Genomic DNA, 23,328 nt, shown 5'->3' with positions numbered 1-23,328 from the left:
ACACGGCGTCGCAAAACAAAACGGCCTGGGCACCATGCCCAGGCCGTTGCGCGTTACTCGCGGCAGGTCAGGTCGGGTACGTACCCGGCAACAGGATGCTGCGGTCGCCCGGTTCGATGTTGCGGCGGCCACACAGCGCCATCGTCGTATCCATTTCCTTGTATAGCAGTTCCAGCACGCGGGTCACGCCCGCCTGGCCGTAAGCGCCCAGGCCGTACAGGAAGGCGCGGCCAATCATCGTGCCGCGCGCGCCCAGCGCCACGGCCTTCAGGATGTCCTGGCCCGAACGGATGCCGCCGTCCATCCAGACTTCGATCTTCGAGCCCACCGCATCGGCGATGGACGGCAGCGCCGCGATCGACGACATGGCGCCGTCCAGCTGGCGGCCGCCGTGGTTGCTGACGATCAGCGCATCGGCGCCGCTATTGGCCGCCAGTTGCGCATCTTCGGCATCCAGGATGCCCTTGATGATCAGCTTGCCGCCCCAACGCTGCTTGATCCATTCCACGTCGTCCCAGCTCAGGCGCGGGTCGAACTGTTCGGCCGTCCACGACGACAGCGACGACAGATCGCTGACGCCTTTGGCGTGACCGACGATGTTGCCGAAGGTACGGCGCTTGGTGCCCAGCATGCCCATGCACCAGCGCGGCTTGGTAGCCAGGTTGATCAGGTTGCGCAGCGTGGGCTTGGGCGGCGTCGACAGGCCGTTCTTGATGTCCTTATGGCGCTGGCCCAGGATCTGCAAGTCCAGCGTCAGCACCAGCGCGGTGCAGCCCGCGGCCTTGGCCCGGTCGATCAGGTTGGCCACGAACTCGCGATCGCGCATCACGTAAAGCTGGAACCAGAACGGCTTTTTGGTGGCTTCGGCCACATCTTCCAGCGAGCAGATGCTCATCGTGGACAAGGTGAACGGCACGCCGAAATCCGCCGCGGCCTTGGCCGCCAGGATCTCCCCGTCCGCATGCTGCATGCCCGTCAGGCCGGTGGGCGAGATCGCCAGCGGCATCACGACATCATGGCCCGCCATCGTGGTGCGCAGCGACCGGCCTTCCATGTTCACCGCCACGCGCTGGCGCAGCTTGATCTTCTGGAAATCGCTTTCATTGGCGCGGTACGTGCCTTCGGTCCAGGCGCCGGAGTCGGCGTAGTCGTAGAACATGCGCGGCACGCGCTTTTGCGCAACGGCGCGCAAATCTTCGATGCAGGTGATCGTAGAAAGGTTAGCGGTCATGGGAGGTCTGAGGAGTGATAGAGGTGCGCCAGCTGCGTTTCGTTTTTCTGGAGTCTGGTGCCGCCGGCTGCGGCGGCTTCGCCACTGCGCAGGGGCGGCAACGCCCCGCGGCGCCGCTCAGTATACGCGCCGAGGCCGGCAAGCGTCGCTTGCCGGCCTCGTTCGCCCCCCTCGGACCGGAGCTCTGCGGCCCCTGCCCACCCAAGCTATCTTGGCCAGACCTTGCTGACCGCCCGAATCGTGGCCCAAGCCACCCAGCGCGGACTGGTCAACCGGGCGCCAGGCAGCCGCCGCATCACGTCGACGGCCAGGCCGCCGCGCTTATGCCATTGCTTCTTGCGGGTCTGGCTGTCGGTCCAGCGGCCTTCCAGCCACGGGAATTCACGCCGGCCCGGTTTGTAGACGGGCGGCGTGTTGTAGATCAGGATGTAGGCCAGCCGCGGCGACGGCGACGTATTCGGGCCGGTGAAGTGCAGCGTGCGGGCATCGTGCACGGTGATGCCGCCCGGGTCCAGCGGTTCAGGCACGGCCTGGTCGCGGGAAAAATCGCCGCAGCATTCCAGCGGGTGCAGGGTCTTGTCGCCGCCGGGCGAACGGTGCTCCAGCACATCCCATTTGTTCGACCCGGGGATGAACTGCATGCACCCGTTCTCGATGGTCGCAGGCTGCAGAGCCAGCCAGATGCTCAATTCGTTGTAGATGAAGTCGGGCGACCGGAAGGCCTCGTCCTGGTGCCACGGCGTTTCAGGACCGTGCGGGCCGGGCTTGAGCAGCGCGTGTTCGCCGTACAGCGCGGCGTCGTCGCCCAGCAGTTGCCGCGCCAGATCCAGCGTGCGCTCGTGATACACCGTCTTCAGCAGACCGGGGGCATAATGGCGCGGATCGTGCAGGCTGGGAAACTTGGCCGGCTTGGAGGGATCGTCGCGGCTCACGAAATCGTACTGCGCACCCTCGTTGTAGCCGGTCTTGTTCGCGAACAGGTCCAGCAGCGTCCGGCGGATGTACCCGACCTCGTCCTGCGGGCACATGTCCTTCAGGGCCAGGTACCCCTGGTCCCTGTAGCGCGCTGTCTCTGCTTCCGACAACAAACTGGTCTCTTCCATAATGGCTTCTCCAAGCTCTGGTAGCGGGCGTTCCCGTTGGCACGTTTTGACATGTGCTCTAACGTATCGCTTCGATGCCCACCGGGCCTATAGACCATCCGCCGTAGCCATAACCGCCTACGCTCATCGCGTCGGGCGGCGCATCATCCGAAGGAAAATATCCATGCAAGCCCCTCGCTCCGACACCCATATCGAAACCGTCCTCGTCACCGTCAGCGGCACGGTCCAAGGCGTGGGGTACCGCCACGCCACCGTGCGCCGCGCCCACTTGCTGGGCGTGACGGGATGGGTGCAGAATCTGCTGGACGGCACGGTCGAAGCCCTGGTGCAGGGGTCGCCCGACCAGGTGGATCACATGCTGGAATGGTTGCGGCGCGGCCCGCCGGGCGCCACCGTGCAGGAAATCACCACGCGCCGGGAATACACCGACAAGCGTTACATTCGTTTCGAACAGGTGTAGGCGAAGCGGTGGGCATAGGCGGGGCCGCCTCGCGCCGTCTCGGCGCAATGGCGTAATCCCATCGGTCTAGCGGTCAGCCGTAAGGTCAGCGGGTACGCATCCAGCGCCCGCCCACCTGGTTGATGACCAAACCGGCCAGCACGCAGGCCGCCCCTATCCATTGCAACGGCTGCAGACGCTCGCCGAAGGCCATGGACGCGGCCCACAGGCCCACCACGGGCACCAGCAGCGAAAACGGGGCGATCTTGGCTGCGGGGTGGCGCGTCAGCAACTGCGTCCACAAGGTGTAGGCCACCAGCGTCGCCAATACCGCCAGGTACAACACCGACAGCGCCTCGCCCCAGCCAATGCCCGTCACCATGCCCACCACGGGTTCCCAGCCGTCGATCAGCACGGCCAGCAGCAGGAACGGCAGCACAGGCGCGGCGCTGCTCCAGGCGATGAAGGCAAAGGGGTCGTAGCCGGGCGATTTACGGCTGGCCAGCCGCACGATCATGTTGGACACCGCCCACATGAACGCGCCGCCCAGCGTCAGCGCAAAGCCCAGCATCGTCATCTGGCCGGGCCCTTCGCCGCGGCCGCCGGCAATCACCGCCAGGCCCGCCGCGGCCACCCCCAGCCCGATCCAGTGATGGCGGCGGGCGCGCTCGCCAAGCACGGGCGCGGCCAGCAGCAAGGTGAAGAACGCCTGCGTCTGAATGACCAGCGAGGCCATGCCCGCGGGCATGCCGAACTTCAGCGCGGTGAACAACAGGCCAAATTGTCCCAGCCCCTGCACCAGCCCGTAGGCCGCGATCCAGTGCCACGGCAGCTGCGGCCGGCGCACGAAGAGAATCAGGGGGAAGGCCGCCAGCGCAAACCGCAGCGCGCCCAGCATCATGGGGGACAAGCCCCGCATGCCGACCTTCATGACAACAAAGTTAAGGCCCCAGATGACCACGACCGCGAGTGCGCAGAAATAGTCTTTTCGGGTCAGGTGGGTCGTGGACATCTATGCATTATCGCATCGCCGGCCCTTGCCGGCGGTGCGATTTCACTGCTTTTCCAGCACCCTCGCGAACGCCTGCACGGCGATGTCGATGTCTTCGTCATCGATATGGCGATGGGTCACGCAGCGCAGGCGCGTGCGGCCCCAGGGCCGGGTCAGCAGGCCTTGCGCCTGCAGCGCGGTTACCCATTCGGCATTGGTCATGCCGGTTCCCGCCGTCTCGACCTGCACGATGTTGGTCTGCGGCACGGTGGCCGACAGCGCAGGCGCCAGCCCGTTGATGCCGTCGCTCAAGCGGCGCGCGCGGGCATGGTCTTCGACCAGGCGTCCGGTCATCGACTGCACGCCCTCCAGGCCGGCCGCCGCCATGATGCCCGACTGCCGCTGGGTGCCGCCCAGCATGCGGCGCAAGGTGCGGGCGCGCGACATCACCGCCTTGCTGCCCGTCAGGACCGCGCCCACGGGCGCGCTCAGGCCCTTGGACAGGCACAGCGACACCGTGTCGGCGAATTGTGTGATCTCCGCGGCCGGCACGTCCAGCGCCACGGCCGCGTTGAACAGGCGCGCGCCGTCCAGGTGCACCGGGATGCCGGCGGCGTGGGCCATGCCGTACACCGTGCGCATGTGGTCCAGCGGCAGAACCGCGCCCCCGGCATTGTTGTGCGAGGTCTCCATGGCCACCAGCGACGTCTTCAGGCGGTGGCCGCCGGACAGCAGCGCGTCGTCCAGCCGGTTCAGGTCCATCGCGCCGCCGGTGCCGGACACGCCCTGGTAGAACAGGCCGGTGAAGGTGGCGGCGCCGCGCTCGGACGTGAACATGTGGGCAGACGACTCCAGCACGACTTGCTCGTTGCGCTGCGTCTGGGCCAGCACGGCCAGCAGGTTGGCCATGGTGCAGCTGGGCACGAACAGTCCGGCCTCCTTGCCCAGGCGCGCCGCCACGTGGGCTTCCAGCGCGCGCACCGTGGGGTCGCCGTCCAGGCCGTCATCGCCGATCGGCGCGGTGCGCATGCGCTCGTACATGGCCGCGGTGGGGTGGGTGACCGTATCGCTGCGCAGGTCGACAGGGGCGCTGGGAAGGTCGGCGGGGGTCCGCTGGGTCATGGCTTTCAGTGCTGCAGAATTTTGGAAAGAAACTGGCGCGTGCGCGGGGCACGCTCCTCTACATTGCCGAAGAATGCGTCTTTCGCGCAATCCTCCACAATCTTGCCGCCGTCCATGAAAACCACACGGTCGGCGACGCGGCGGGCGAATCCCATTTCATGGGTCACCACCATCATCGTCATGCCTTCGCCGGCCAGGTCCGTCATCACGTCCAGCACCTCGTTGACCATCTCAGGGTCCAAGGCCGAGGTCGGCTCGTCGAACAACATCACCACCGGATCCATCGACAGCGCGCGCGCGATCGCGACACGCTGCTGCTGCCCGCCCGACAATTCACCGGGGTGCTTGTCCTTGTGCGCGGACAGGCCCACGCGCTCCAGCAGCGACAGCGCCCGGGCGCGGGCCTCGTCCTTGCTCCGGCGCAGCACCTTCACCTGGCCCAGGCACAGGTTTTCGGTTACCGACAAATGTGGGAACAGCTCGAAATGCTGGAACACCATGCCGGCCACCGAGCGCAGCTTGGGCAGGTTGGTGCGCGGATCGCCCACCGAAATGCCATTGACCGTGATGTCGCCCTTCTGGAAAGGTTCCAGCGCGTTCACGGTCTTGATCAGGGTCGACTTGCCAGAGCCCGACGGCCCGCAGACGACCACGACCTCGCCCTTGCCGACTTTCGTCGTGCATTCATCCAGCACCTGGAAAGCGCCATACCACTTGCTGACCTGGTTGATCTCGATCATCGGAGGCGTCGAAGAGAGTTGCATCGTAGAACCTGTGGATAACGGATAGCGGTGCCGGGGCGCTCAGCGCAACACCCGGGTGCGCTTTTCCAGTAGCTTGACCAGACGGGATGCCGTGAAGCAGATCACGAAATACACCACCGCCACGAAGAGATAGAGTTCCACCAGGCGGCCGTCGCGCTGGCCGATCTTGGACGCCGCGCCCAGGAAGTCCGTCAACGACAGCACGTAGACCAGCGACGTGTCCTGGAACAGGATGATCACGCGCGTCAACAGCGCCGGCACCATGTTGCGGAAGGCCTGCGGCAGCACCACGTAGCGCATGCCCTGCCAGGGCGAGAGGCCGATCGCCATGCTGGCCGACACCTGGCCGCGCGCGATCGACTGGATGCCCGCGCGCATGATTTCGCAGAAGTACGCGGCTTCGAACATGGTGAAGGTGATCACCGCCGAATTGAACGCCCCCACGCGCAGCGGCGTGGGCGACCCGACCACCCAGGCGGCGATGTACGGCACCAGGAAATAGAACCAGAAGATCACCAACAGCAGCGGGATCGACCGCATCACGTTCACATAGATGCCCGCGGGCACCGACAGGATCTTGAACCGCGACAGCCGCATCATGGCCAGCAGCGTGCCCAGTGCCAGGCCCATCACCGCAGCCAGCGCGGTCAGCGTCAGGGTGAACGTCATGCCCGTCTGGAACAGATAGGGCAGGGCGGTCCAGATCACATCGAAATCGAATTTACCCATGGCGCCCCCCTAGCGGCTCTTTCCGGTCGAACCGATCAGCCCGGGAACCGCGACGTGGTGCTCAAGCAGGCGCATGCCCAGCACGACGATGCCATTGATGATCAGGTAGATCACCGTGGCGGCGGAGAACGCCTCGAAAATATGGAAGCTGAATTCCTGCATGGAGCGCGCCTGGCCGGTCAGTTCCAACAGGCCGATCGTCAGCGCCACCGACGAATACTTGATGGTGCCCATGAATTCCGACGTCAGCGGCGGCAGCACGATGCGGAACGCCTCCGGCAGGATGATGTAGCGGTACACCTGCACCTCGGTCAGCCCCAGCGCGGTGCCCGCCTGGAACTGGCCGCGCGGCAACGACTGGATGCCGGCGCGCAATTGCTCGGCCACCCGCGCCGACCCGTAAAAACCCAGGCACAGCACGGCAGGCACGAACTGCCCCCAGGGCTGCGGCATCTGCTTCATCGCCAGGCCCCAGGCATGCGGCAACAGTTCGGGCAGCACGAAATACCACAGGAACATCTGAACCAGCAGCGGCACGTTGCGGAAGATCTCCACATACGTCGCGCCCAGCACGTTCATCAGGCGGGACTGCGCCGTGCGCATCACGCCCAGCCACGACCCCAGCAGCAGCGAAAATACCCACGCCGTCAATGCCAGCGCCAGCGTCCACCCCACGCCGATCAGGATCGTTTCCAGGAAGGTATGCACGCCGTCCGGCGACATCTCCAGGAAGACGCTCCAACTCCAGTTGTAATTCATGCCTGTGCCCTAGATCGGCGCCGGCCGCGGCGCCTTGCCCCAAAACCGCCGCGGGACGCGCGTGGCGTCCCGCGGATAACCTGCTTACTCGTATGCCTTGGGGTCGCCCGAATCGGTCGGGTTGGCCAGCGCGCGCTTCAGGGCGTCGCTCATCGGATACTTCAGGTTGATCTGCTTGGGCGGGATAGGCGAATTGAAGTACTTGTCGTAGATCGCGGCCACTTTGCCCGTCTTGATCAGGTCACGCACGGCGTCGTCCACCACCTTCTTGAAGGCCGGGTCGTCCTTGGGCTCCATGATGCCGTAGGGAGCCATTTCCAGGCCCTTCTTGCCGATCACGAACGCGTCCGGATTCTTCGAGGACGCCACGGCGCCATAGGCGATGCCATCGTCATTGGCCGAACCCGCGGCGCGGCCCGATTCCACCATCAGGATGGTCTCGGCGGTATCCTTCGTGGGCGCCATGGTGATGCCCAGGCTGCCCTTGGCGTTCAGGCCCGAAATCAGACGGAAGGTCTGGCCGCCGGCCTGGGCCGCGATGGTCTTGCCGCGGAACGATTCCAGGTTGTTGGGGTCCACGCCGCCGTCCTTGCGCGCCACCAGCACCACCTGCGCCACGAAGGTCGTGGGCGCGAACGACACCAGCTTGTGGCGGTCCAGGTTATTGGTGGTGTTGCCGCATTCCAGGTCGATGGTGCCGTTGGCCAACAGCGGGATGCGCGTGGCCGAGGTCGTCGGGTTGTAGCGCACGTCCAGCTTGGGCAGCTTCAGCGCCGTCTTCACGTACTGGGCGACTTCCTGGCAGATCTCCACCGTGTAACCGACCGGCTTCTGGTTGCCGTCCAGGTACGCGAAGGGGACCGAGGTCTCAGGATGGCCGAGGGTGATCACGCCGGTTTCCCGGATCTTGTCCAGGCGGCTGGGGCCCTCGGCGTGAACGGTGGCGGCGCTGCCCAGCAGGGCGGCGGCGACGGAGATCGCGGCAAATGCTTTCATCTGATTCCCTTGGCGCCGTGCGTGCGGCGCGTGTTTGTATTCACGATCGGCGGCGCCAAAAAGTTTGGCGTCCGCCGCGTCCCGCGATGAGCCCCGCGGCTGGCAAAAAGTATCAACTAGCAGTATGGTTTTATCCAGTTCCAATCAGGTATTCCTCTATACGGATTTGATATGGCCATTCCACGGATGGGCTTAAGACACATCGAGGCCTTCCGAGCCGTCATGATGACCGGCTCGATGACGGCCGCGGCGCGGCGCGTGCATACCTCGCAGCCGCACGTTAGCCGCTTAATAGCGCAATTGGAAGCAATCACCCAGTTTCCCCTGTTCGACCGCAATGGCAGCCGCCTGAGCCCCACGCAGGACGGATCGCGCTTCTTCCAGGAGGTCGAAAAGACCTTCATCGGCCTGGCCGGACTGGAGTCGGCGGCGGCCAGCATCCGCTCGTTCAGCGCCAGCCGGTTGAGCGTGGCCGCCATGCCGCGGCTGGCCGGCGGAATCCTGGCGCGCATCGTCGCGGCCTTCAAGACGGAGTACCCGGACGTGATGGTTTCCATTCACTCCGGCAACGCCAGCGCGGTTCACAACTGGATCAGTTCGGGGTTCTGCGACACGGGGCTGGCCATGCTGTCGGGCGACAGCCCCGGCATCCAGGTCGAACCGGTGCTGACGATGAGCTGCGTGGCCGTCTTGCCCAAAGGGCACCGCCTGACCAAGCTGAAAAAGCTGAAACCCGCTGACTTCGCTGGCGAGCCGTTCATCGCCTTCCCCAGCGCCACGCCGCTGCGCGAGAAGATCGACGCCGTCTTCAAAGCCGCCAAGGTGGAACGGCAGACGGTGGCCGAAGCCGGACTGGGCTCGTCGGTATGCGCGCTGGTGGGCGCCGGCCTGGGCGTGGCCCTGATCAACCCGCTGGCCGCCCGCGAAGAATACGAAGCCAACGGCGTCGAGGTGCGCCCCTTCAGCCCGTCGGTGCCGGTCACGGTGGCGCTGCTGTACCCGCCGTACCATACCCGCACGCGCCTGGTCAGCGTGTTCTCGCGCTATGCGCACCAGTTGATGGCCGAAGAGATGGCCGACCTGAAGGCGCGGCCGCCGCGCTGAAGCGCGGGCGGCGCGCGCCGCCTTATATCAGCGGCTGCTCCAGATAACGGTCCGCCTCGCCCGACTGCTTCAAGGCCTCCCACTGGGCCAGGCTCATCTGCGGCATCTGGAAGGCCGGCTGCGGGCGGCTGTACCAGCCCGGGTTATGCAGGCGGGCCAGCAAGTCCATTTTCGGGCCATCCAGATACAGGTGTTCCCGGTCGGCCACCAGGTCATCCTGCACGTGCATCGCCACCACGTCGGCCACCACCAGGCTGCGCCCGTCGATGCGCAGCAATTCATGCACCCGGCACTCGAACGCCACGGGCGACTGCATCACCCGCGGCACGCCGATGCGCTCGGACGGCGACAGCACCAGGCCTGCCTCGACCGATTCGTCCACGCCGGCAGGAAAATCCACGGCAGTGACGTTCATTCTGGCCGCCAGGCGCACCGACACCAGATTGACGGTGAACTCGCCGCGCTCAGCGATGTTGCGGGCGGTGTCCTTGGGCGCGCCATCGCGCATTCCGATGCCCACGCAAATCAGCGGCGGATCGCCCGACATCAGGTTGAAGAACGAGAAGGGCGCCACGTTCGTCGCCCCCCGCCCGTCGCGCGACACGATCCAGGCGATGGGGCGCGGCACGATCGCCGCGGTCAGCAGCTTGTAGCGGGCGGGGCCCGCCAGCGCATTCAAATCGATGAACATGGCTTATCCCCAGCCGCGTCAGTCTTGCGGCGCGGTTTGCGTCGGCGCCGCGCCCGCCGCCGCCTTCGCATCGGCAAACAGGCGGTCGCTGCGTTTGCAGCGGCAACGCCCGATCTGGTGCAATTCAATCAGGTTGCCCACCGGGTCGCGCAAAAACAGCTGCATCAATTCGGGGGCCGCCACGTTGTCCAGCTTCCAGTAGTCCACCGCCTGGCGCCGAAGCTCGGCCTCGGCCTCGGCGATATCCCGCACGGCCAGCGCCACGTGGTTTTCCACCGGATCGCAGCCCGGCCCTTGGGAATAGGGCGACGGGCCGTCGCTGCCCAGCAGATGGATCTGGCAATCGTTGCCCATGTCCAGGAAGTACCCCGCAATACCCGGGATTTCCCAGCGGCCTTTATCCGTATCCAGCCCCAGCACGTTTCCATAAAACGCGCCCATGGCCGCCACTTTGGCAAGCGGCATGCGCACCGCATGATGGTGCAACTCCAGAACGTCCAGCGCCATGTCTCTCTCCTTGGTTCTCTGGCTGGCGCCCACGCGCCGCCAAGGGCGAAATAGTGGCGCTGCCGGACGGCCTGAGGAATGCCGTATCGTGCAATTCACGATTGCTCGCCACGCAACCCAAATGCCGCTATCCGGCGGGGCAGGCACGCTATGCTTGGCGGCATGACTACGCCAGACCTCAACTTGCTGCTGACGCTGGACGTGTTGATCCAGGAAGGCAGCGTCGCCGGCGCGGCGCGCCGCCTCAACCTCAGCACGCCGGCCATGAGCCGCACCCTGGCGCGTATCCGCGAAGCCGTGGGCGACCCTGTGCTGGTGCGATCGGGTCGCGGGCTTGCGCCCACGCCGCGCGCGCTGGAACTACGCGATCAGGTACGCAGCGTGGTGGAACAGGCGCAAACCGTGTTCTCGGCATTCAGCCAGGACGTCAACCTGGGAACGCTGACGCGCATCTTCACCCTGCGGTCCAACGACGTATTCGTGGGGGCGTATGGCGGCCGGCTGCGCGAACACCTGCGCCGCTATGCTCCCCACACCGTGCTGCGCTTCCTGTCGGAAGCCGAAGACGACGGCGACGCCCTGACCGGCGACGCCGACCTGTACATTGGTTCGTCGCAGAAATTCGGGGCCGACATCAAAGTGCAGACGCTGTTCACCACGTCCTTCCGTGGCCTGGCCCGCGCGGACCACGCCATTTTCCAGGGCGACATCACGCCGCAGCGCTTTGTCGCCTACGACCACATCAGCGTGTCGCGGCGCGGCCGCGCGCAAGGCCCCATCGACCTGGCGCTGGGCGATCTGGGCCTGTCCCGGCGCGTCGCGCTGATCACCCCTACCTTCCATGCGGCCATCTTCGCCCTGGCCGATTCCGACATGATCCTGCCGTCCATGCCGCAGCATCTGATGCCGGGCATCGAACGCCTGGGGCTGGCCTTGCGCAGCTTCGCCGTGCCGGTCCCGATGGCGCCCGTCCGGGTGGTGCAGGCGTGGCCGCCCCGGCTAGACAGCGATCCCGCCCACCGATGGCTAAGGCAGACGATCAAGCAGGTATGCGACACCGGGGCCTGACCCGGCCCTAGCCGGCAGGCTCGAGCACCGGCTGCGCGCCGGTCCGCCCGTCCGAATACAGCCACGCCGCCTCGCCCGTGTCGGCCCGCCGCGCCTGGACGGGCAAGCCCTGGGCCCAGCACGTCGCGATCGCCGGCGGCCCGCCGTGCACGCCGTCCGCGGTACGCAACGACGCCGGCGCGCCGATCCACGCATAGACCGGTTCATGCAGCCATGCGCCCTGGGCATCCGCGATGCCGATATGCAGGCCATCATCGCTATGCCCGGCGGCGTCAGGCGACACCGCGCACAGCCAGCCGTAGCGCTCTGCCCACTTCAACCCAAACACCATTTGCTGCGCGCAGGGCAGGACTTCACGGCGTTCCAGCATGTCATAGACACCCTGGGACCATTCTTCCCACTCTCCCTGGTCCACGCACTGCAGCACGCGCACATAACGGCCTTCCTGCCCGCGCGGCGGCGGCGGAATCTCGGCCGGGTCATCGGACGGCAGCCATACGATGTCGCCCAGATCGGTATACGCCACGGGCACGATCGCCTCGCCCCCGCCATCGATAATGCCGCGCTTGCCGTCGTCGGTCAGCACGCGCATCCGTATTAGATTGTTGGTCCACCGTTCCGCGGTATTCGCCGCCCCCTCCGTAACCGGATCCGCCGGCGCCATGGCCGCGTACAACGCGTCCAACACCTGTCGGCCATGCGGGTCGATCAAGCCGTGCAAGTCGCCGCGCTGCGTCACGTAGGCGTGCAGCGCATCGTCCCAATTGATGTCGTCCCATTGCGGCGGCACCGTCCACGCGCCATGCCGGTCAATCAACCCCCAATGGCCGTCTTCGTATGCAGGCGCCAGGCTGCCCGGCGAAAAATCGCCCGCGGATTCAAAACGCGGCGAGATTGCCCACGCCCCCAGGTTATCCACAAATCCGATTTGCCCGCCAACGCGCGCCATCGCCAAGCCCTGTGAATAACTCCACACCTCGTCCAACACGCACGGCATCAGCTCGCGGCCGTCGGTGTCGATCAAGCCCAGCTTGTCGTGCTTCAACACCGTTGCGACACCGTCTTCAAATGCCCAGATCATGTCAAACCGCGGCGCCACCACCACCTTGCCACCCTCGACGGGGCCGACGCGCACGCCCCACAGGTTGTCCACAAGGAAGCGATGCAAACCGCCCCCCAGGTGCGTGCCGTCACCGTCGTCGCCGTCTTCTTCTTCACCGTCATCCGTCTCGAAGTCGTCATAACGAACGGCGCGCGGCGGCTCCTGCTGGGCAAAATAGGGATGACCCAGGCCGCCCAACCCAAACCGCCAGGCCCAGCCGGCGTCATCCGCCACGTCACTCACCTCCAACAGCCGCAGGACGGTCGGCACATCGTGGGCCGCCATGCCCTCGCGCAAGGCCTGCCAGCGCTCATCGCACAACGCCCGCGCGTGGCCCACATACGCCGCCGCGCCCCCCTCATGCATCCATGCCAACTCGTCCAGATTCGCGCTTATCCACAAGCCCGCGCCCTCAGGCTCCTGGTCAATCCGTTCCGCCAGGTATGTCGCGGCGGCATCCAATTGCAGGCAATAGGCCGCGTCGGCGCTGGCGGCATGCGACAGCAAAAACGCCGCGACCTCGCACAAGCGGTCATGCGCCGCGTGCGCGGTTGCGGCCAGCCCCGCCGTGCCGGCATCGCCGAACACCCGCTGCGACGCGTCCGCCTCCACGCATTCGCCGTTGGCCAGCAGCACCTGCCACAACGTCGGCAGATTGCCATTGGCGCTGGCGATCGCCACCGACGGCGTCCGGCCAACCGGTTCCCGCTGCAACACCAACCACGCCCGATTCCCCATCACTGCATCCTTGCAACAGAAAAAACAAAAGGCCAGCCCGACAGGCTGGCCTTCTTCATGCAACCGCGTCCGCGATCAAGCGTCGATGTTGCCCGCCGACAGCGCGTTGCGTTCGATGAACGCGCGGCGCGGTTCGACGTCGTCGCCCATCAGCGTCGTGAAGACTTCGTCCGCCGCAATGGCGTCTTCGATCTGCACGCGCAACAGGCGGCGCACCTTCGGGTCCATCGTGGTTTCCCACAGCTGTTCCGGGTTCATTTCGCCCAGACCCTTGTAGCGCTGCTTCGAGATGCTGCGGTCGGCTTCGCTGCGCAGCCACTGCATGGCTTCGCGGAAGTCGGACACAGTCTGTTCCTTGCGCTTGTCGCCCTCGCCACGCGCGGCCAGCGATCGCGCGCCGACCTTGCCCAGGAAGCTCTTGGCGGCCTTGGACAGGATCGTGTAGTCGGTGCCGTTGACGAAGTCGGCATCGATGATGCTGACGCGCACGTTGCCGTGGTGCATGCGCTGCACCGACAGGCGATGGCGTTCGGTGGCTTCATCAAACTGCGGCACCACTTCCACGCCGTTGCCGCTGACCGGGTCACGCATGGCATCGGCCAGGCGCTTGGCGGAATCCGCGGTGGACTCGGCCGTTTCCAGGTTGATCTCGACGCCTTCCGCCATGGCCGACAGCGCGCCCACGTCGAACACCTTCGCCAACCGGGCGATGACGCCGTCGGCCGCCACGTACTGGCTGGCCAGGTCGGTCAGTTCTTCGCCACGGATGATGTTGCCGCCCGAGATGATCTCGGCATCCTTCAGCGCCAGCTGCAGCATGAACTGCGCTTCTTCCTGGTCGTCCTTCAGATAGCGTTCTTCGCGGCCAACCTTCACCTTGTACAGCGGCGGCTGGGCGATATACACGTAGCCGCGCTGGACCAGCTCGGGCATCTGGCGATACAAGAGCGTCAGCAGCAGGGTGCGGATGTGCGCGCCGTCCACGTCCGCGTCAGTCATGATGATCAGGCGGTGGTAGCGCAGCTTTTCCACGTTGAAATCAGGGCCGATGCTGGTGCCCAGCGCCGTGATCAGCGTGGCGATCTGTTCGCTGGCGATCAGGCGGTCAAAGCGCGCCTTTTCCACGTTCAGCACCTTGCCGCGCAGCGGCAGGATGGCCTGGAACTTGCGGTCGCGGCCTTGCTTGGCCGAGCCGCCTGCGGAGTCACCCTCGACGATGTACAGCTCGCACAGCGCCGGGTCTTTTTCCTGGCAGTCGGCCAGCTTGCCGGGCAGGCCTGCGCCTTCCAGCACGCTCTTGCGGCGCGTCATTTCGCGCGCCTTGCGCGCGGCTTCGCGCGCACGGGCGGCTTCGACGATCTTGTTGCACAACGCCTTGGCGTCGTTCGGGTTTTCAAGCAGCCAGGTTTCCAGCGTGCGGGCCACGGCTTCTTCAACGGCCGGACGCACTTCGCTGGACACCAGCTTGTCCTTGGTCTGGCTGCTGAACTTGGGCTCGGGCACCTTCACCGACAGCACGCAAGCCAGGCCTTCGCGCATGTCGTCGCCGGACGTTTCGACCTTGGCCTTCTTGGCCAGCTCGTTGTCGGCGATGTATTTGTTCAGGATGCGGGTCATGGCCGCGCGCAGGCCGGTCAAGTGCGAACCACCGTCGCGCTGCGGGATGTTGTTGGTGAAGCACAGCACGCTTTCGCTGTAGCTGTCGTTCCATTGCATCGCCACTTCCACGCCGACCGACACGCCGCCGGCGGCGGACTCGGTCGTGACCGAGAACACGTTCGGGTGCAACACGGTCTTGGTGCGGTTGATGTATTCGACAAAGCCCTTCACGCCGCCCGAGAACGCGAAGTTCTCTTCCTTGCCCTGGCGTTGGTCAACCAGGCGGATCTTCACGCCGTTGTTCAGGAACGAGAGCTCGCGCAAGCGCTTGGAGAGGATCTCGTAGTGGTATTCGATGTTGTTGAAGATGACCGGGTCGGCCAGGAAGCGCACTTCCGTGCCGCGCATGTCCGTCGTGCCGGTCACCGCCAGCGGCGCAACGCGCGCGCCTTGGCGGAATTCCATCTGGTGGACCTGGCCGTTGCGGCGGATGGTCAGGCGCAGCCATTCGGACAGCGCGTTCACGCAAGACACACCCACGCCGTGCAGGCCGCCGGACACCTTGTACGAGTTCTGGTCGAACTTGCCGCCAGCGTGCAGCTCGGTCATGACGATTTCCGCCGCGCTGCGGTGGAATTCGTCTTCCTTGTGGATATCGGTCGGGATGCCGCGGCCGTTATCGGTAACCGAGATGGAATTGTCGGTGTGGATCGTGACGACGATATCGTCGCAATGGCCGGCCAGGGCTTCGTCGATGGCGTTATCCACGACTTCGAACACCATATGGTGCAAGCCGGTGCCGTCGGACGTGTCGCCGATGTACATGCCGGGGCGCTTGCGCACGGCCTCCAGCCCCTTGAGCATCTTGATCGAGTCAGCGCCGTAGCCGCTGTTCTCGGAAGTAGTGTTCTGCTGATCTGACATGTCTGGTTCGATAACGCTTTAAAGAACGGCCTGGCGGCCGGACCGCTCGCGGGCCAAGGCCCGCTAGCGGCACAAACCCACAAATGGGGCGCGGATCAGATCCGCATGGGCATGACGACGTACTTGAACTGGTCGTCTTCGGGCAAGGTGATGAGCGCCGACGCGTTCGCATCAGGCATGACCGACCACTGGATGTTGTCGACCTTCACGTTGGCCAGCACGTCGAGCAGGTAGCCCACGTTGAAGCCCACGTCCAGGGCTTCATGGCCGTAATCGATGTCGATTTCTTCCTGCGCCTCTTCCTGCTCGGCGTTGGAGGACGAGATCTTCATCTGGTTCTGCGCCAATTGCAGGCGCACGCCCTTGAACTTGTCGGTGGTCAGGATGGCGGCGCGCTGCAGGCTGCCCTGGAGCGCTTCGCGGCCCACCATGAAATGGCGCGTGTAGTTCGTGGGAATCACACGCGTGAAATCGGGGAACTTGCCTTCGACCAGCTTGGACACCAGTTCCACGTCGCCGAAGCGGAAGCGGATCTGGCCCGGCGCCACATCAATGGAGACCACCTCGTCGGAGTCTTCCAGCAGGCGCTGCATTTCCAGCACGGTCTTGCGCGGCACGATCACTTCGTGGCGTTCGGCGATGCCGTCGGCTTCGGTCGAGCAATGCGCCAGGCGGTGGCCATCGGTAGCGACGGCGCGCACGCGGCCGGGTTCAAACACCAGCAGCATGCCGTTCAGGTAGTAGCGGATGTCCTGTTGCGCCATGGCGAAGTGCACCATGTTGAACAGGTGGCGCAGCGTGCGTTGCGGCATGGTCAGCGAGACGTCCCACTGCTCGGGCTGAGCAACGGTGGGGAACTCGCTGGCGGCCAGCGTCTGCAACGCGAAACGGCTCTTGGCCGACTGCACCGACAGCTTGTTGCTGGCCAGCGCCAGGCGCACGTCACCGGTGTCCGGCAACGCCTTCAGGATGTCCAGCAGCTTGCGCGCCGCGACCGTGGTGGACTCGTTGTCCTGGCCCACGCCGAAGTCGGCGTGCGTGGTGATCTGTACTTCGAGGTCAGTCGCAATGAAGGCAACTTTGTTGCCTTCCTTGCGCATCAGGATGTTCGCCAGGATGGGCAGGGTATGGCGTCTTTCGACGATGCCCGCCACGGTCGACAGCGGTTTCAGCAATGCATCGCGTGTGGTTTGTACGAGTTGCATGTTCATCCTTTTAGAGTTTGTTCCAACACGTGCAGGGTATGGTTGAGCTCCGCTTGCTTTGCGCGGGCGTCGGAAATCTTGCGGACGGCGTGCAGCACGGTGGTGTGATCACGACCACCGAACAGATCGCCGATTTCCGGCAGGCTTTTCTGCGTCAGCTCCTTCGCCAGGTACATCGCGACCTGACGCGGCAATGCGATATTGGCGGGCCGGCGTTTCGAGTACATGTCGGCGACCTTGATCTTGTAGAAATCCGCAACCGTCTTCTGGATGTTTTCCACAGTGATCTGGCCGTTGGACACGGACAGCAGGTCCTTCAGGGCTTCCTTGCAGACATCCACCGTCAGCACGTCGCGGCCGTGGAAGCGGGCGTAGGCCAGGACCTTGCGCAGCGCGCCTTCCAGTTCGCGCACGTTGCTGCGCAGATGCTTGGCAATGAAGAACGCCACTTCCTCGGGCATGGGCACGCCTTCGGATTCCGCCTTGCGCAGCAGAATCGCCACGCGCATCTCCAGCTCCGGCGGCTCGATCGCCACCGTCAGGCCGGAATCAAAGCGCGAGATCAGGCGGCTGTCGATGCCCGACAGTTCCTTCGGATACGTGTCGCTGGTGATGATGATCTGCTTGCGCTGGGCCACCATCGCCTCGAACGCGTAGAAGAACTCTTCCTGCGTGCGGTTCTTGCCGGAGAAGAACTGGATATCGTCGATCAGCAGCAAGTCCAGCGAATGGTAGTAGCGCTTGAAGTCATCGAACGCCTTGCGCTGGTACGCCTTCACCACGTCGGACACGTATTGGTCCGCATGCACATAGCGCACGCGCACCCCCGTGCCCGCCGCCACCATGGCGTTGCCGATGGCGTGGATCAGGTGGGTCTTGCCCAGGCCCACGCCGCCGTACAGGAACAGCGGGTTGTACGAGGTGCCCGGGTTCTCGGCCACTTGCAGCGCAGCAGCGCGCGCCAGCTGGTTGGCCTTACCCGTCACGAAGTTCTCGAACGTCAGGTCCGTGTTCAGCCGCGAGCGCTCGTACACGATGTTGGCCGCGTCCGCCGTCACCGCCTGCGCCGCCACGGTGGTGGCGGGGGGCGGGGCGGCCGGTGCCGCGGCCTGCATGGGCGGCGCGCCGCCTGAGGGCTGTGCAGCGGACAGGTGCGTTTGCTCGGGCGCCTGGGCGCGCACGGGCGCGACCGGCATGCGGGGCGCGGCGCCGTGGGACGGCAACTCGAACAAGACCTGTACCGGTCGCTTGAACCACTCCGCGGCCAACGCTTCGATCTGGTGGGAAAAGTTCTTGCGCACCCAGTCCAGCTTGAAGCGGTTGGGCGCGGCAACGCGCAGCACCGCCTGCGTTTCGTCGTACGCAAGCGGGACCAGCGGCCGTATCCACGCGCTGATTTGTTGGGGGGGGAGTTCCTGCTCAAGACGACTGACGCAGGTCTGCCAGAATTCTTTCATGTCGCTCTTATTCAAACCTCGATTCTACCTTGCCTGGGCACGGGTTATCCACAGGGTAGGACATAAGCGTCTACACTGCTCAGGCTTAACTGTTTGACAAGACAGGGAAAACTTGCTGAAATGGTGGGCTTTTCCGAATTCTGTCTGTCAGAAGGTTTCACAGAGAGCTTAGCCGGAGTTGTGGCAAGTACCCTCCTTTCATAGGTCGGGGCGCTTACCGCACTGTCCGGTTTTTAGCTTTGCTGAATAGGTCGCCTGGGAAGTAATTCCCAGTACAGAGCCCCGTCTATGCGTTGTTTTTGCACCTGTTGCAAAAATGCGTACGAGATACCCGCTTCTGAATGCGCGACCTGGAACCCTCCGGGCAGGTCCCTTCTGACTTTTGTTCTTTTTGTGGATCGTCCATGAAACGTACCTACCAACCTTCCGTTACCCGCCGCAAGCGCACCCATGGCTTTCGCGTGCGCATGAAAACCCGCGCTGGCCGCGCCATCCTGAGCGCCCGTCGCGCCAAGGGCCGCAAGCGTCTGGCCGTCTAAGTCCTGGATTTCCGGTTTTCCGGAAAACCTGACTATTTGCACGGACCGGCCATATTGCAAGACCTCTCGCAATCTCGTTCCGGTTCCGCGCAAACGCCTGACCCGCAGTCCATGCCGCGCTCCACGCTTCCCCCGGAGGCGCGGCTGCATCGCCCCTCCGAGTTCGCCGCTGCCCTAAAAGGCCGGCGTCTTGCCCGAGGGGCGTTATTCATTGTGACTTCGGCTCCCAATGATCTGCCCCCCGGCCAGGATGCCTGTGCCCGCTTGGGGCTCATCATTGCCAAGCGGTTCGCCGCCCACGCCAGTACGCGCAACGCCATCAAGCGGGTCATCCGCGAAGCGTTTCGCCACCGGCGTCTGGCGCTGCCCGCCAAGGATTACGTCGTGCGCCTGCATAGCAAGGTCGCTCCCACCACGCTTACCTCGCTTAAACGCTTGGTCAGAGCCGAAGTGGACGCTCACTTCGAGCGGATCGCGCGATGATTTTCAAAGCACTGCTCATCGCTCCCATCCGGTTCTACAGGTTCTTCCTGAGTCCCTGGATCGGCAGGCAGTGCCGTTTCACCCCGACTTGCTCGGCGTACGCGATTGAAGCAATCGAACGCCATGGCGCCTGGCGGGGCTTCTGGCTGGGCGCCCGGCGCATTGGCCGATGCCATCCGTGGTCGCCCGGGGGCTGGGATCCGGTTCCGCCGGGCCCGGGAACCAAAGGCCCCGCTTGCTGCTCCCACAGCCACCGCACCGAGCACGATTGACGCTAAACTGGCGGGCTTTGCTGGCCCGTATTCACTTCAGTAGGCACCATGGATATCCGACGAACCGTCCTCTGGATGATTTTTTCCTTTTCGCTGTTGCTCCTTTGGAACAACTGGCAAATCCATAACGGCAAGCCGTCGCTGTTCGGGGGCCCGACGCCCGCGGCCAGCACGGCTGAACCGCAGGCCGGCGCCAATAACGCCACGCCTTCGGTGCCCAGCGCTCCCACTTCCACGGCCACCACGCCGTCGGCCGTGCCTGGCGCCACCGCTCCCGCTGCCGCGCGTTCGGAAGAAATCGTCATCACCACGGACGTGCTGCGCCTGACGTTCGACACCATGGGCGCCCAGCTGGTGCGCGCCGAGCTGCTGAAGTACCCGGCAACCGGCCAGGCCGACAAGCCCACGGTGCTGCTGGACCGTTCCGCCGGCCTGAACTACGTCGTGCAATCCGGCGTGGTCGGTGCCCCCAACGGCCAGAGCTTCCCCACGCACCAGACGCCTTTCCGCCTGGTGACGTCGGAACGCCAACTGACCGGCGACAACCTGGTCGTCTCGTTCGAAGGCGAATCGGGCGGCGTGAAGGTCACCAAGTCGTTCACGCTGCATAAGGGCCGCTACGACATCGACGTGCGCCACGACCTGGCCAACGTCGGTTCCGCCCCCGTGACGCCCGCGCTGTACCTGCAGCTTGAGCGCGACGGCAACGACCCGGCCGATACGTCCAGCTTCTATCACACGTTCACCGGTTTCGCCGTCTACTCCGAACAGGACAAGTTCCAGAAGAGCACGTTCAGCGACATCGAAAAGAAGAAGGCCAACTACGTCAAGCAGGCGGACAACGGCTGGATCGCCGTGGTTCAGCACTACTTCGCCACCGCCTGGGTTCCGCCGCAAGGCAAGCCGCGCACGAACGAACTGCTGGAAGTGCAGAAGAACCTGTACGCCGCCCGCAGCATCGAAGCCGTCGGCGAAATCGCCCCGGGCGCCGCGTCCCGCGTGGACTCGCACCTGTGGGTCGGCCCGCAAGACCAGAAGGCCATGGCGGCGCTCGCCCCCGGCCTGGAACTGGTGGTGGACTACGGTTGGCTGACCATCATCGCCAAGCCGCTGTTCACGCTGATGACCTGGCTGCATTCCCTGCTGGGCAACTGGGGCTGGACGATCGTTGCGCTGACCGTGCTGATCAAGGCCATCTTCTACCCGCTGGCCGCCGCAAGCTACCGCTCGATGGCCCGCATGAAGCAAGTGGCCCCGCGCCTGCAGGCCCTGAAGGAAAAGTACGGCGACGACAAGCAGAAGCTCAACGCCGCCATGATGGAGATGTACCGGACCGAAAAGATCAACCCGCTGGGCGGCTGCTTGCCGATGGTGGTGCAGATCCCCGTGTTCATCTCGCTGTACTGGGTGCTGCTGGCCAGCGTGGAAATGCGCGGCGCGCCGTGGATCCTGTGGGTGCACGACCTCTCGATCCGCGACCCGTTCTTCATTCTGCCCGCCATCATGATGGCCACCATGTTCCTGCAGATCAAACTGAACCCGACGCCTCCGGACCCCATCCAGGCCAAGGTCATGATGATCATGCCGCTGGTGTTCGGCGGGATGATGTTCTTCTTCCCGGCCGGCCTGGTGCTGTACTGGTGCGTCAACAACACGTTGTCGATCGCGCAGCAGTGGTCCATCACCCGCGCCATGCAGCGCAAGACGGAAGCCTTGGCGAACCGCTGAGCCTGACGCTTGCAAGCACGAAGAACCGGCCCTTGAGGGGCCGGTTTTTTTTTGTGCCCACGCCCGCGCCAACGGCCCGATCCTGTTGCTGCACCGAGACATCATTGCGTCACCACAATAGTTAATATCTATTAAGATTTACCATTCAATCAACTTCACAAACATCACCTTGACCCCTATGATGTGTCGGACATGTCCCCCAGGCGGTAACGCGGAGGCATCGACAACACCGCGCGGGCCGACCCGGCCCGGCGCATTCCAGAATCACGCAGGGAGTGAGCTATGACCGACAAGAAGCATCTGACCACCGCAGCAGGCGCGCCGGTGGCGGACAACAACAACACGCTGACCGCCGGCCCTCGCGGTCCCGCGCTGTTGCAGGACTTCTGGCTGATTGAAAAGCTTGCCCACTTCGACCGCGAACGGATTCCGGAACGCGTCGTCCACGCCAAAGGCTCCGGCGCCTATGGCACCTTCACCGTCACGCACGACATCTCGCGCTACACGCGCGCCAATATCTTCTCCCAGGTGGGCAAACAGACCCCGCTGTTCCTGCGCTTTTCCACCGTTGCCGGCGAACGCGGGGCGGCGGATGCCGAACGCGACGTGCGCGGCTTCGCCATCAAGTTCTACACGGAAGAGGGCAACTGGGACCTGGTAGGCAACAACACCCCGGTCTTTTTCATCCGCGACCCGCTGAAGTTCCCCGACTTTATCCACACCCAGAAGCGCGACCCCAAGACCAACCTGCGCAGCGCCACCGCCGCATGGGACTTCTGGTCGCACAGCCCCGAATCGCTGCACCAGGTCACCACGCTGATGAGCGACCGCGGCATTCCCGCCAACCTGCGCCAGCAGCATGGTTTCGGTTCGCACACCTTCAGCTTCGTGAACAGCAGCAACGAACGCTTCTATGTGAAGTTCCACTTCAAATCGCAGCAGGGCATCGCCTGTCTGACCGATGAGGAAGCGGCGCAGGTGGTCGCTCACGACCGGGAAAGCTCGCAGCGCGACCTGTTCAACAACATCGCGCAAGGCAACTTCCCGAAGTGGTCGCTGAAAGTGCAGATCATGCCCGAGGCCGAAGCCCAGACTTATCACATCAACCCGTTCGACCTGACCAAGGTCTGGCCGCATGGCGACTACCCGCTGATCGACGTGGGCGTGCTGGAACTGAACAAGAACCCGGAAAATTATTTCGCGGAAGTCGAACAGGCCGCCTTCACGCCGGCCAACATCGTCCCCGGCATCGATTTCTCGCCGGACAAGATGCTGCAGGGGCGCTTGTTCTCGTATGGCGACACGCACCGGTACCGCCTGGGCATCAATCACCATCAGATCCCGGTGAATGCCGCGCGCTGCCCGGTCCACAGCTTCCACCGCGACGGCGCCGGCCGCGTGGACGGTAACGCGGGTGGCACGCTGAACTACGAGCCCAACAGCGCAGGCGAGTGGAAGGAAACCCCGTCCGCCGGCGAACCGCCGCTGGCGCTGGACGGCCAGGCCGCCGCGCGCTGGAACCACCGCGAGGACGACGACTACTACTCGCAGCCGGGTGCTCTGTTCCGGTTGATGACGCCCGCCCAGCAGGAATTGCTGTTCGGCAACATCGGCCGCCACATGGCGGGCGTGCCGGAAGAGATCCAGCGCCGCCAGCTGGAACACTTCAGGAAGGCCGATCCGGCATACGCCGCCGGCGTGGCCCGTGCGCTGGGCTTGAAGATCTAAGCCCCGGGTAACCCCGGCAGGTAGCAAAGCGGCCCCGACAAGGGGCCGC

Annotated in this window: 22 protein-coding genes; 8 read left to right on the top strand and 14 right to left on the bottom strand. The window is 64.8% G+C overall.

What is annotated here, in order from left to right; translation table 11 throughout:
- Window positions 1-67: 67 nt before the first annotated feature.
- Window positions 68-1,231, bottom strand: coding sequence for an alpha-hydroxy acid oxidase (locus tag ACE039_RS30740; protein ID WP_416026837.1), 1,164 nt, complete (start codon window positions 1,229-1,231; stop codon window positions 68-70).
- A 206-nt stretch (window positions 1,232-1,437) separates the two neighbouring features.
- Complete coding sequence (locus ACE039_RS30735) at window positions 1,438-2,334, bottom strand: phytanoyl-CoA dioxygenase family protein (protein WP_313456544.1); 897 nt, start codon at window positions 2,332-2,334, stop codon at window positions 1,438-1,440.
- 163 nt (window positions 2,335-2,497) lie between these two features.
- On the opposite strand from ACE039_RS30735, the gene ACE039_RS30730 reads away from it, so the two are divergent.
- Window positions 2,498-2,794, top strand: a complete 297-nt coding sequence (locus ACE039_RS30730; RefSeq protein ID WP_105555629.1) for an acylphosphatase — start codon at window positions 2,498-2,500, stop codon at window positions 2,792-2,794.
- An 85-nt stretch (window positions 2,795-2,879) separates the two neighbouring features.
- Here ACE039_RS30730 and ACE039_RS30725 read toward each other — a convergent pair whose 3' ends face one another.
- From ACE039_RS30725 to ACE039_RS30700, 6 genes are all read right to left on the bottom strand, one after another.
- Window positions 2,880-3,785: an EamA family transporter gene (locus ACE039_RS30725; protein ID WP_105555630.1), complete on the bottom strand. Its 906-nt coding sequence runs from the start codon at window positions 3,783-3,785 to the stop codon at window positions 2,880-2,882.
- A 42-nt stretch (window positions 3,786-3,827) separates the two neighbouring features.
- The gene (locus ACE039_RS30720) at window positions 3,828-4,886 is read right to left on the bottom strand and encodes a threonine aldolase family protein (protein ID WP_485824231.1); all 1,059 of its coding nucleotides are present in this window, start codon (window positions 4,884-4,886) and stop codon (window positions 3,828-3,830) included.
- 5 nt (window positions 4,887-4,891) lie between these two features.
- Window positions 4,892-5,626, bottom strand: a complete 735-nt coding sequence (locus ACE039_RS30715; protein WP_105555632.1) for an amino acid ABC transporter ATP-binding protein — start codon at window positions 5,624-5,626, stop codon at window positions 4,892-4,894.
- A gap of 63 nt (window positions 5,627-5,689) precedes the next feature.
- On the bottom strand, window positions 5,690-6,379 hold the full coding sequence (locus tag ACE039_RS30710; protein WP_105555633.1) for an amino acid ABC transporter permease: 690 nt from the start codon (window positions 6,377-6,379) through the stop codon (window positions 5,690-5,692).
- Between the two features lie 9 nt (window positions 6,380-6,388).
- Window positions 6,389-7,138 carry an amino acid ABC transporter permease gene (locus tag ACE039_RS30705; RefSeq protein ID WP_105555634.1) on the bottom strand — a complete coding sequence of 250 codons (750 nt, stop codon included), beginning with the start codon at window positions 7,136-7,138 and terminating at the stop codon, window positions 6,389-6,391.
- A gap of 84 nt (window positions 7,139-7,222) precedes the next feature.
- A complete protein-coding gene (locus tag ACE039_RS30700) occupies window positions 7,223-8,134 on the bottom strand; it encodes an amino acid ABC transporter substrate-binding protein (RefSeq protein WP_105555635.1) in 912 nt (303 codons plus the stop codon).
- A 171-nt stretch (window positions 8,135-8,305) separates the two neighbouring features.
- Here ACE039_RS30700 and ACE039_RS30695 point away from each other — a divergent pair, with 171 nt between their 5' ends.
- Window positions 8,306-9,238 carry a LysR substrate-binding domain-containing protein gene (locus tag ACE039_RS30695; protein ID WP_448708990.1) on the top strand — a complete coding sequence of 311 codons (933 nt, stop codon included), beginning with the start codon at window positions 8,306-8,308 and terminating at the stop codon, window positions 9,236-9,238.
- 22 nt (window positions 9,239-9,260) lie between these two features.
- Here the strand turns inward: ACE039_RS30695 and ACE039_RS30690 are convergent, their stop codons facing one another.
- Both ACE039_RS30690 and ACE039_RS30685 read right to left on the bottom strand, forming a co-directional pair.
- On the bottom strand, window positions 9,261-9,929 hold the full coding sequence (locus ACE039_RS30690) for a flavin reductase family protein (protein ID WP_485824230.1): 669 nt from the start codon (window positions 9,927-9,929) through the stop codon (window positions 9,261-9,263).
- 18 nt (window positions 9,930-9,947) lie between these two features.
- Complete coding sequence (locus ACE039_RS30685; RefSeq protein ID WP_448708992.1) at window positions 9,948-10,436, bottom strand: VOC family protein; 489 nt, start codon at window positions 10,434-10,436, stop codon at window positions 9,948-9,950.
- A gap of 162 nt (window positions 10,437-10,598) precedes the next feature.
- Between ACE039_RS30685 and ACE039_RS30680 the strand changes: the two genes are divergently transcribed.
- The gene (locus tag ACE039_RS30680; protein WP_485824229.1) at window positions 10,599-11,504 is read left to right on the top strand and encodes a LysR family transcriptional regulator; all 906 of its coding nucleotides are present in this window, start codon (window positions 10,599-10,601) and stop codon (window positions 11,502-11,504) included.
- 7 nt (window positions 11,505-11,511) lie between these two features.
- Here the strand turns inward: ACE039_RS30680 and ACE039_RS30675 are convergent, their stop codons facing one another.
- From ACE039_RS30675 to dnaA, 4 genes are all read right to left on the bottom strand, one after another.
- Window positions 11,512-13,344 (bottom strand): WG repeat-containing protein, encoded by a 1,833-nt coding sequence (locus tag ACE039_RS30675; protein WP_485824228.1) that lies wholly within the window; start codon window positions 13,342-13,344, stop codon window positions 11,512-11,514.
- Window positions 13,345-13,419: 75 nt separating this feature from the next.
- Window positions 13,420-15,867 carry a DNA topoisomerase (ATP-hydrolyzing) subunit B gene (gene gyrB, locus ACE039_RS30670; protein WP_105555640.1) on the bottom strand — a complete coding sequence of 816 codons (2,448 nt, stop codon included), beginning with the start codon at window positions 15,865-15,867 and terminating at the stop codon, window positions 13,420-13,422.
- A 95-nt stretch (window positions 15,868-15,962) separates the two neighbouring features.
- Window positions 15,963-17,072, bottom strand: a complete 1,110-nt coding sequence (gene dnaN / locus ACE039_RS30665) for a DNA polymerase III subunit beta (protein WP_006227714.1) — start codon at window positions 17,070-17,072, stop codon at window positions 15,963-15,965.
- A gap of 2 nt (window positions 17,073-17,074) precedes the next feature.
- Entirely contained in the window at window positions 17,075-18,529 is a 1,455-nt protein-coding gene (gene dnaA / locus ACE039_RS30660) for a chromosomal replication initiator protein DnaA (protein ID WP_105555641.1), read from the bottom strand.
- A 404-nt stretch (window positions 18,530-18,933) separates the two neighbouring features.
- On the opposite strand from dnaA, the gene rpmH reads away from it, so the two are divergent.
- The 5 genes from rpmH to ACE039_RS30635 all read left to right on the top strand — a co-directional run bounded on the left by rpmH (window position 18,934) and on the right by ACE039_RS30635 (window position 23,279).
- Window positions 18,934-19,068, top strand: coding sequence for a 50S ribosomal protein L34 (gene rpmH, locus ACE039_RS30655; protein ID WP_006228069.1), 135 nt, complete (start codon window positions 18,934-18,936; stop codon window positions 19,066-19,068).
- 111 nt (window positions 19,069-19,179) lie between these two features.
- On the top strand, window positions 19,180-19,551 hold the full coding sequence (locus tag ACE039_RS30650; RefSeq protein WP_105555642.1) for a ribonuclease P protein component: 372 nt from the start codon (window positions 19,180-19,182) through the stop codon (window positions 19,549-19,551).
- On the top strand, window positions 19,551-19,823 hold the full coding sequence (gene yidD, locus ACE039_RS30645) for a membrane protein insertion efficiency factor YidD (protein WP_233213807.1): 273 nt from the start codon (window positions 19,551-19,553) through the stop codon (window positions 19,821-19,823). The genes ACE039_RS30650 and yidD overlap by 1 nt, the downstream gene beginning before the upstream one ends.
- Window positions 19,824-19,871: 48 nt before the next feature.
- Window positions 19,872-21,551, top strand: a complete 1,680-nt coding sequence (gene yidC, locus ACE039_RS30640) for a membrane protein insertase YidC (RefSeq protein WP_313459498.1) — start codon at window positions 19,872-19,874, stop codon at window positions 21,549-21,551.
- Between the two features lie 282 nt (window positions 21,552-21,833).
- Window positions 21,834-23,279, top strand: coding sequence for a catalase (locus tag ACE039_RS30635; protein ID WP_310035422.1), 1,446 nt, complete (start codon window positions 21,834-21,836; stop codon window positions 23,277-23,279).
- Window positions 23,280-23,328 lie beyond the last annotated feature (49 nt).

The organism is Achromobacter maghribensis (assembly GCF_057334215.1).
Note: the sequence above shows the minus strand (reverse complement) of the source record. Positions and strands in the feature narration are given on the sequence as shown.

Coding starts and splice junctions, on each gene's coding strand:
- gyrB (WP_105555640.1), bottom strand. CDS start 15,867: ATGTCAGATCAGCAGAACACTACTTCCGAGAACAGCGGCTACGGCGCT.
- ACE039_RS30720 (WP_485824231.1), bottom strand. CDS start 4,886: ATGACCCAGCGGACCCCCGCCGACCTTCCCAGCGCCCCTGTCGACCTG.
- ACE039_RS30635 (WP_310035422.1), top strand. CDS start 21,834: ATGACCGACAAGAAGCATCTGACCACCGCAGCAGGCGCGCCGGTGGCG.
- yidC (WP_313459498.1), top strand. CDS start 19,872: ATGGATATCCGACGAACCGTCCTCTGGATGATTTTTTCCTTTTCGCTG.
- ACE039_RS30695 (WP_448708990.1), top strand. CDS start 8,306: ATGGCCATTCCACGGATGGGCTTAAGACACATCGAGGCCTTCCGAGCC.
- dnaA (WP_105555641.1), bottom strand. CDS start 18,529: ATGAAAGAATTCTGGCAGACCTGCGTCAGTCGTCTTGAGCAGGAACTC.
- ACE039_RS30675 (WP_485824228.1), bottom strand. CDS start 13,344: ATGGGGAATCGGGCGTGGTTGGTGTTGCAGCGGGAACCGGTTGGCCGG.
- ACE039_RS30710 (WP_105555633.1), bottom strand. CDS start 6,379: ATGGGTAAATTCGATTTCGATGTGATCTGGACCGCCCTGCCCTATCTG.
- dnaN (WP_006227714.1), bottom strand. CDS start 17,072: ATGCAACTCGTACAAACCACACGCGATGCATTGCTGAAACCGCTGTCG.
- ACE039_RS30735 (WP_313456544.1), bottom strand. CDS start 2,334: ATGGAAGAGACCAGTTTGTTGTCGGAAGCAGAGACAGCGCGCTACAGG.
- ACE039_RS30700 (WP_105555635.1), bottom strand. CDS start 8,134: ATGAAAGCATTTGCCGCGATCTCCGTCGCCGCCGCCCTGCTGGGCAGC.
- ACE039_RS30685 (WP_448708992.1), bottom strand. CDS start 10,436: ATGGCGCTGGACGTTCTGGAGTTGCACCATCATGCGGTGCGCATGCCG.
- ACE039_RS30740 (WP_416026837.1), bottom strand. CDS start 1,231: ATGACCGCTAACCTTTCTACGATCACCTGCATCGAAGATTTGCGCGCC.
- ACE039_RS30715 (WP_105555632.1), bottom strand. CDS start 5,626: ATGATCGAGATCAACCAGGTCAGCAAGTGGTATGGCGCTTTCCAGGTG.
- ACE039_RS30730 (WP_105555629.1), top strand. CDS start 2,498: ATGCAAGCCCCTCGCTCCGACACCCATATCGAAACCGTCCTCGTCACC.
- rpmH (WP_006228069.1), top strand. CDS start 18,934: ATGAAACGTACCTACCAACCTTCCGTTACCCGCCGCAAGCGCACCCAT.
- ACE039_RS30680 (WP_485824229.1), top strand. CDS start 10,599: ATGACTACGCCAGACCTCAACTTGCTGCTGACGCTGGACGTGTTGATC.
- ACE039_RS30690 (WP_485824230.1), bottom strand. CDS start 9,929: ATGTTCATCGATTTGAATGCGCTGGCGGGCCCCGCCCGCTACAAGCTG.
- ACE039_RS30650 (WP_105555642.1), top strand. CDS start 19,180: ATGCCGCGCTCCACGCTTCCCCCGGAGGCGCGGCTGCATCGCCCCTCC.
- ACE039_RS30725 (WP_105555630.1), bottom strand. CDS start 3,785: ATGTCCACGACCCACCTGACCCGAAAAGACTATTTCTGCGCACTCGCG.
- ACE039_RS30705 (WP_105555634.1), bottom strand. CDS start 7,138: ATGAATTACAACTGGAGTTGGAGCGTCTTCCTGGAGATGTCGCCGGAC.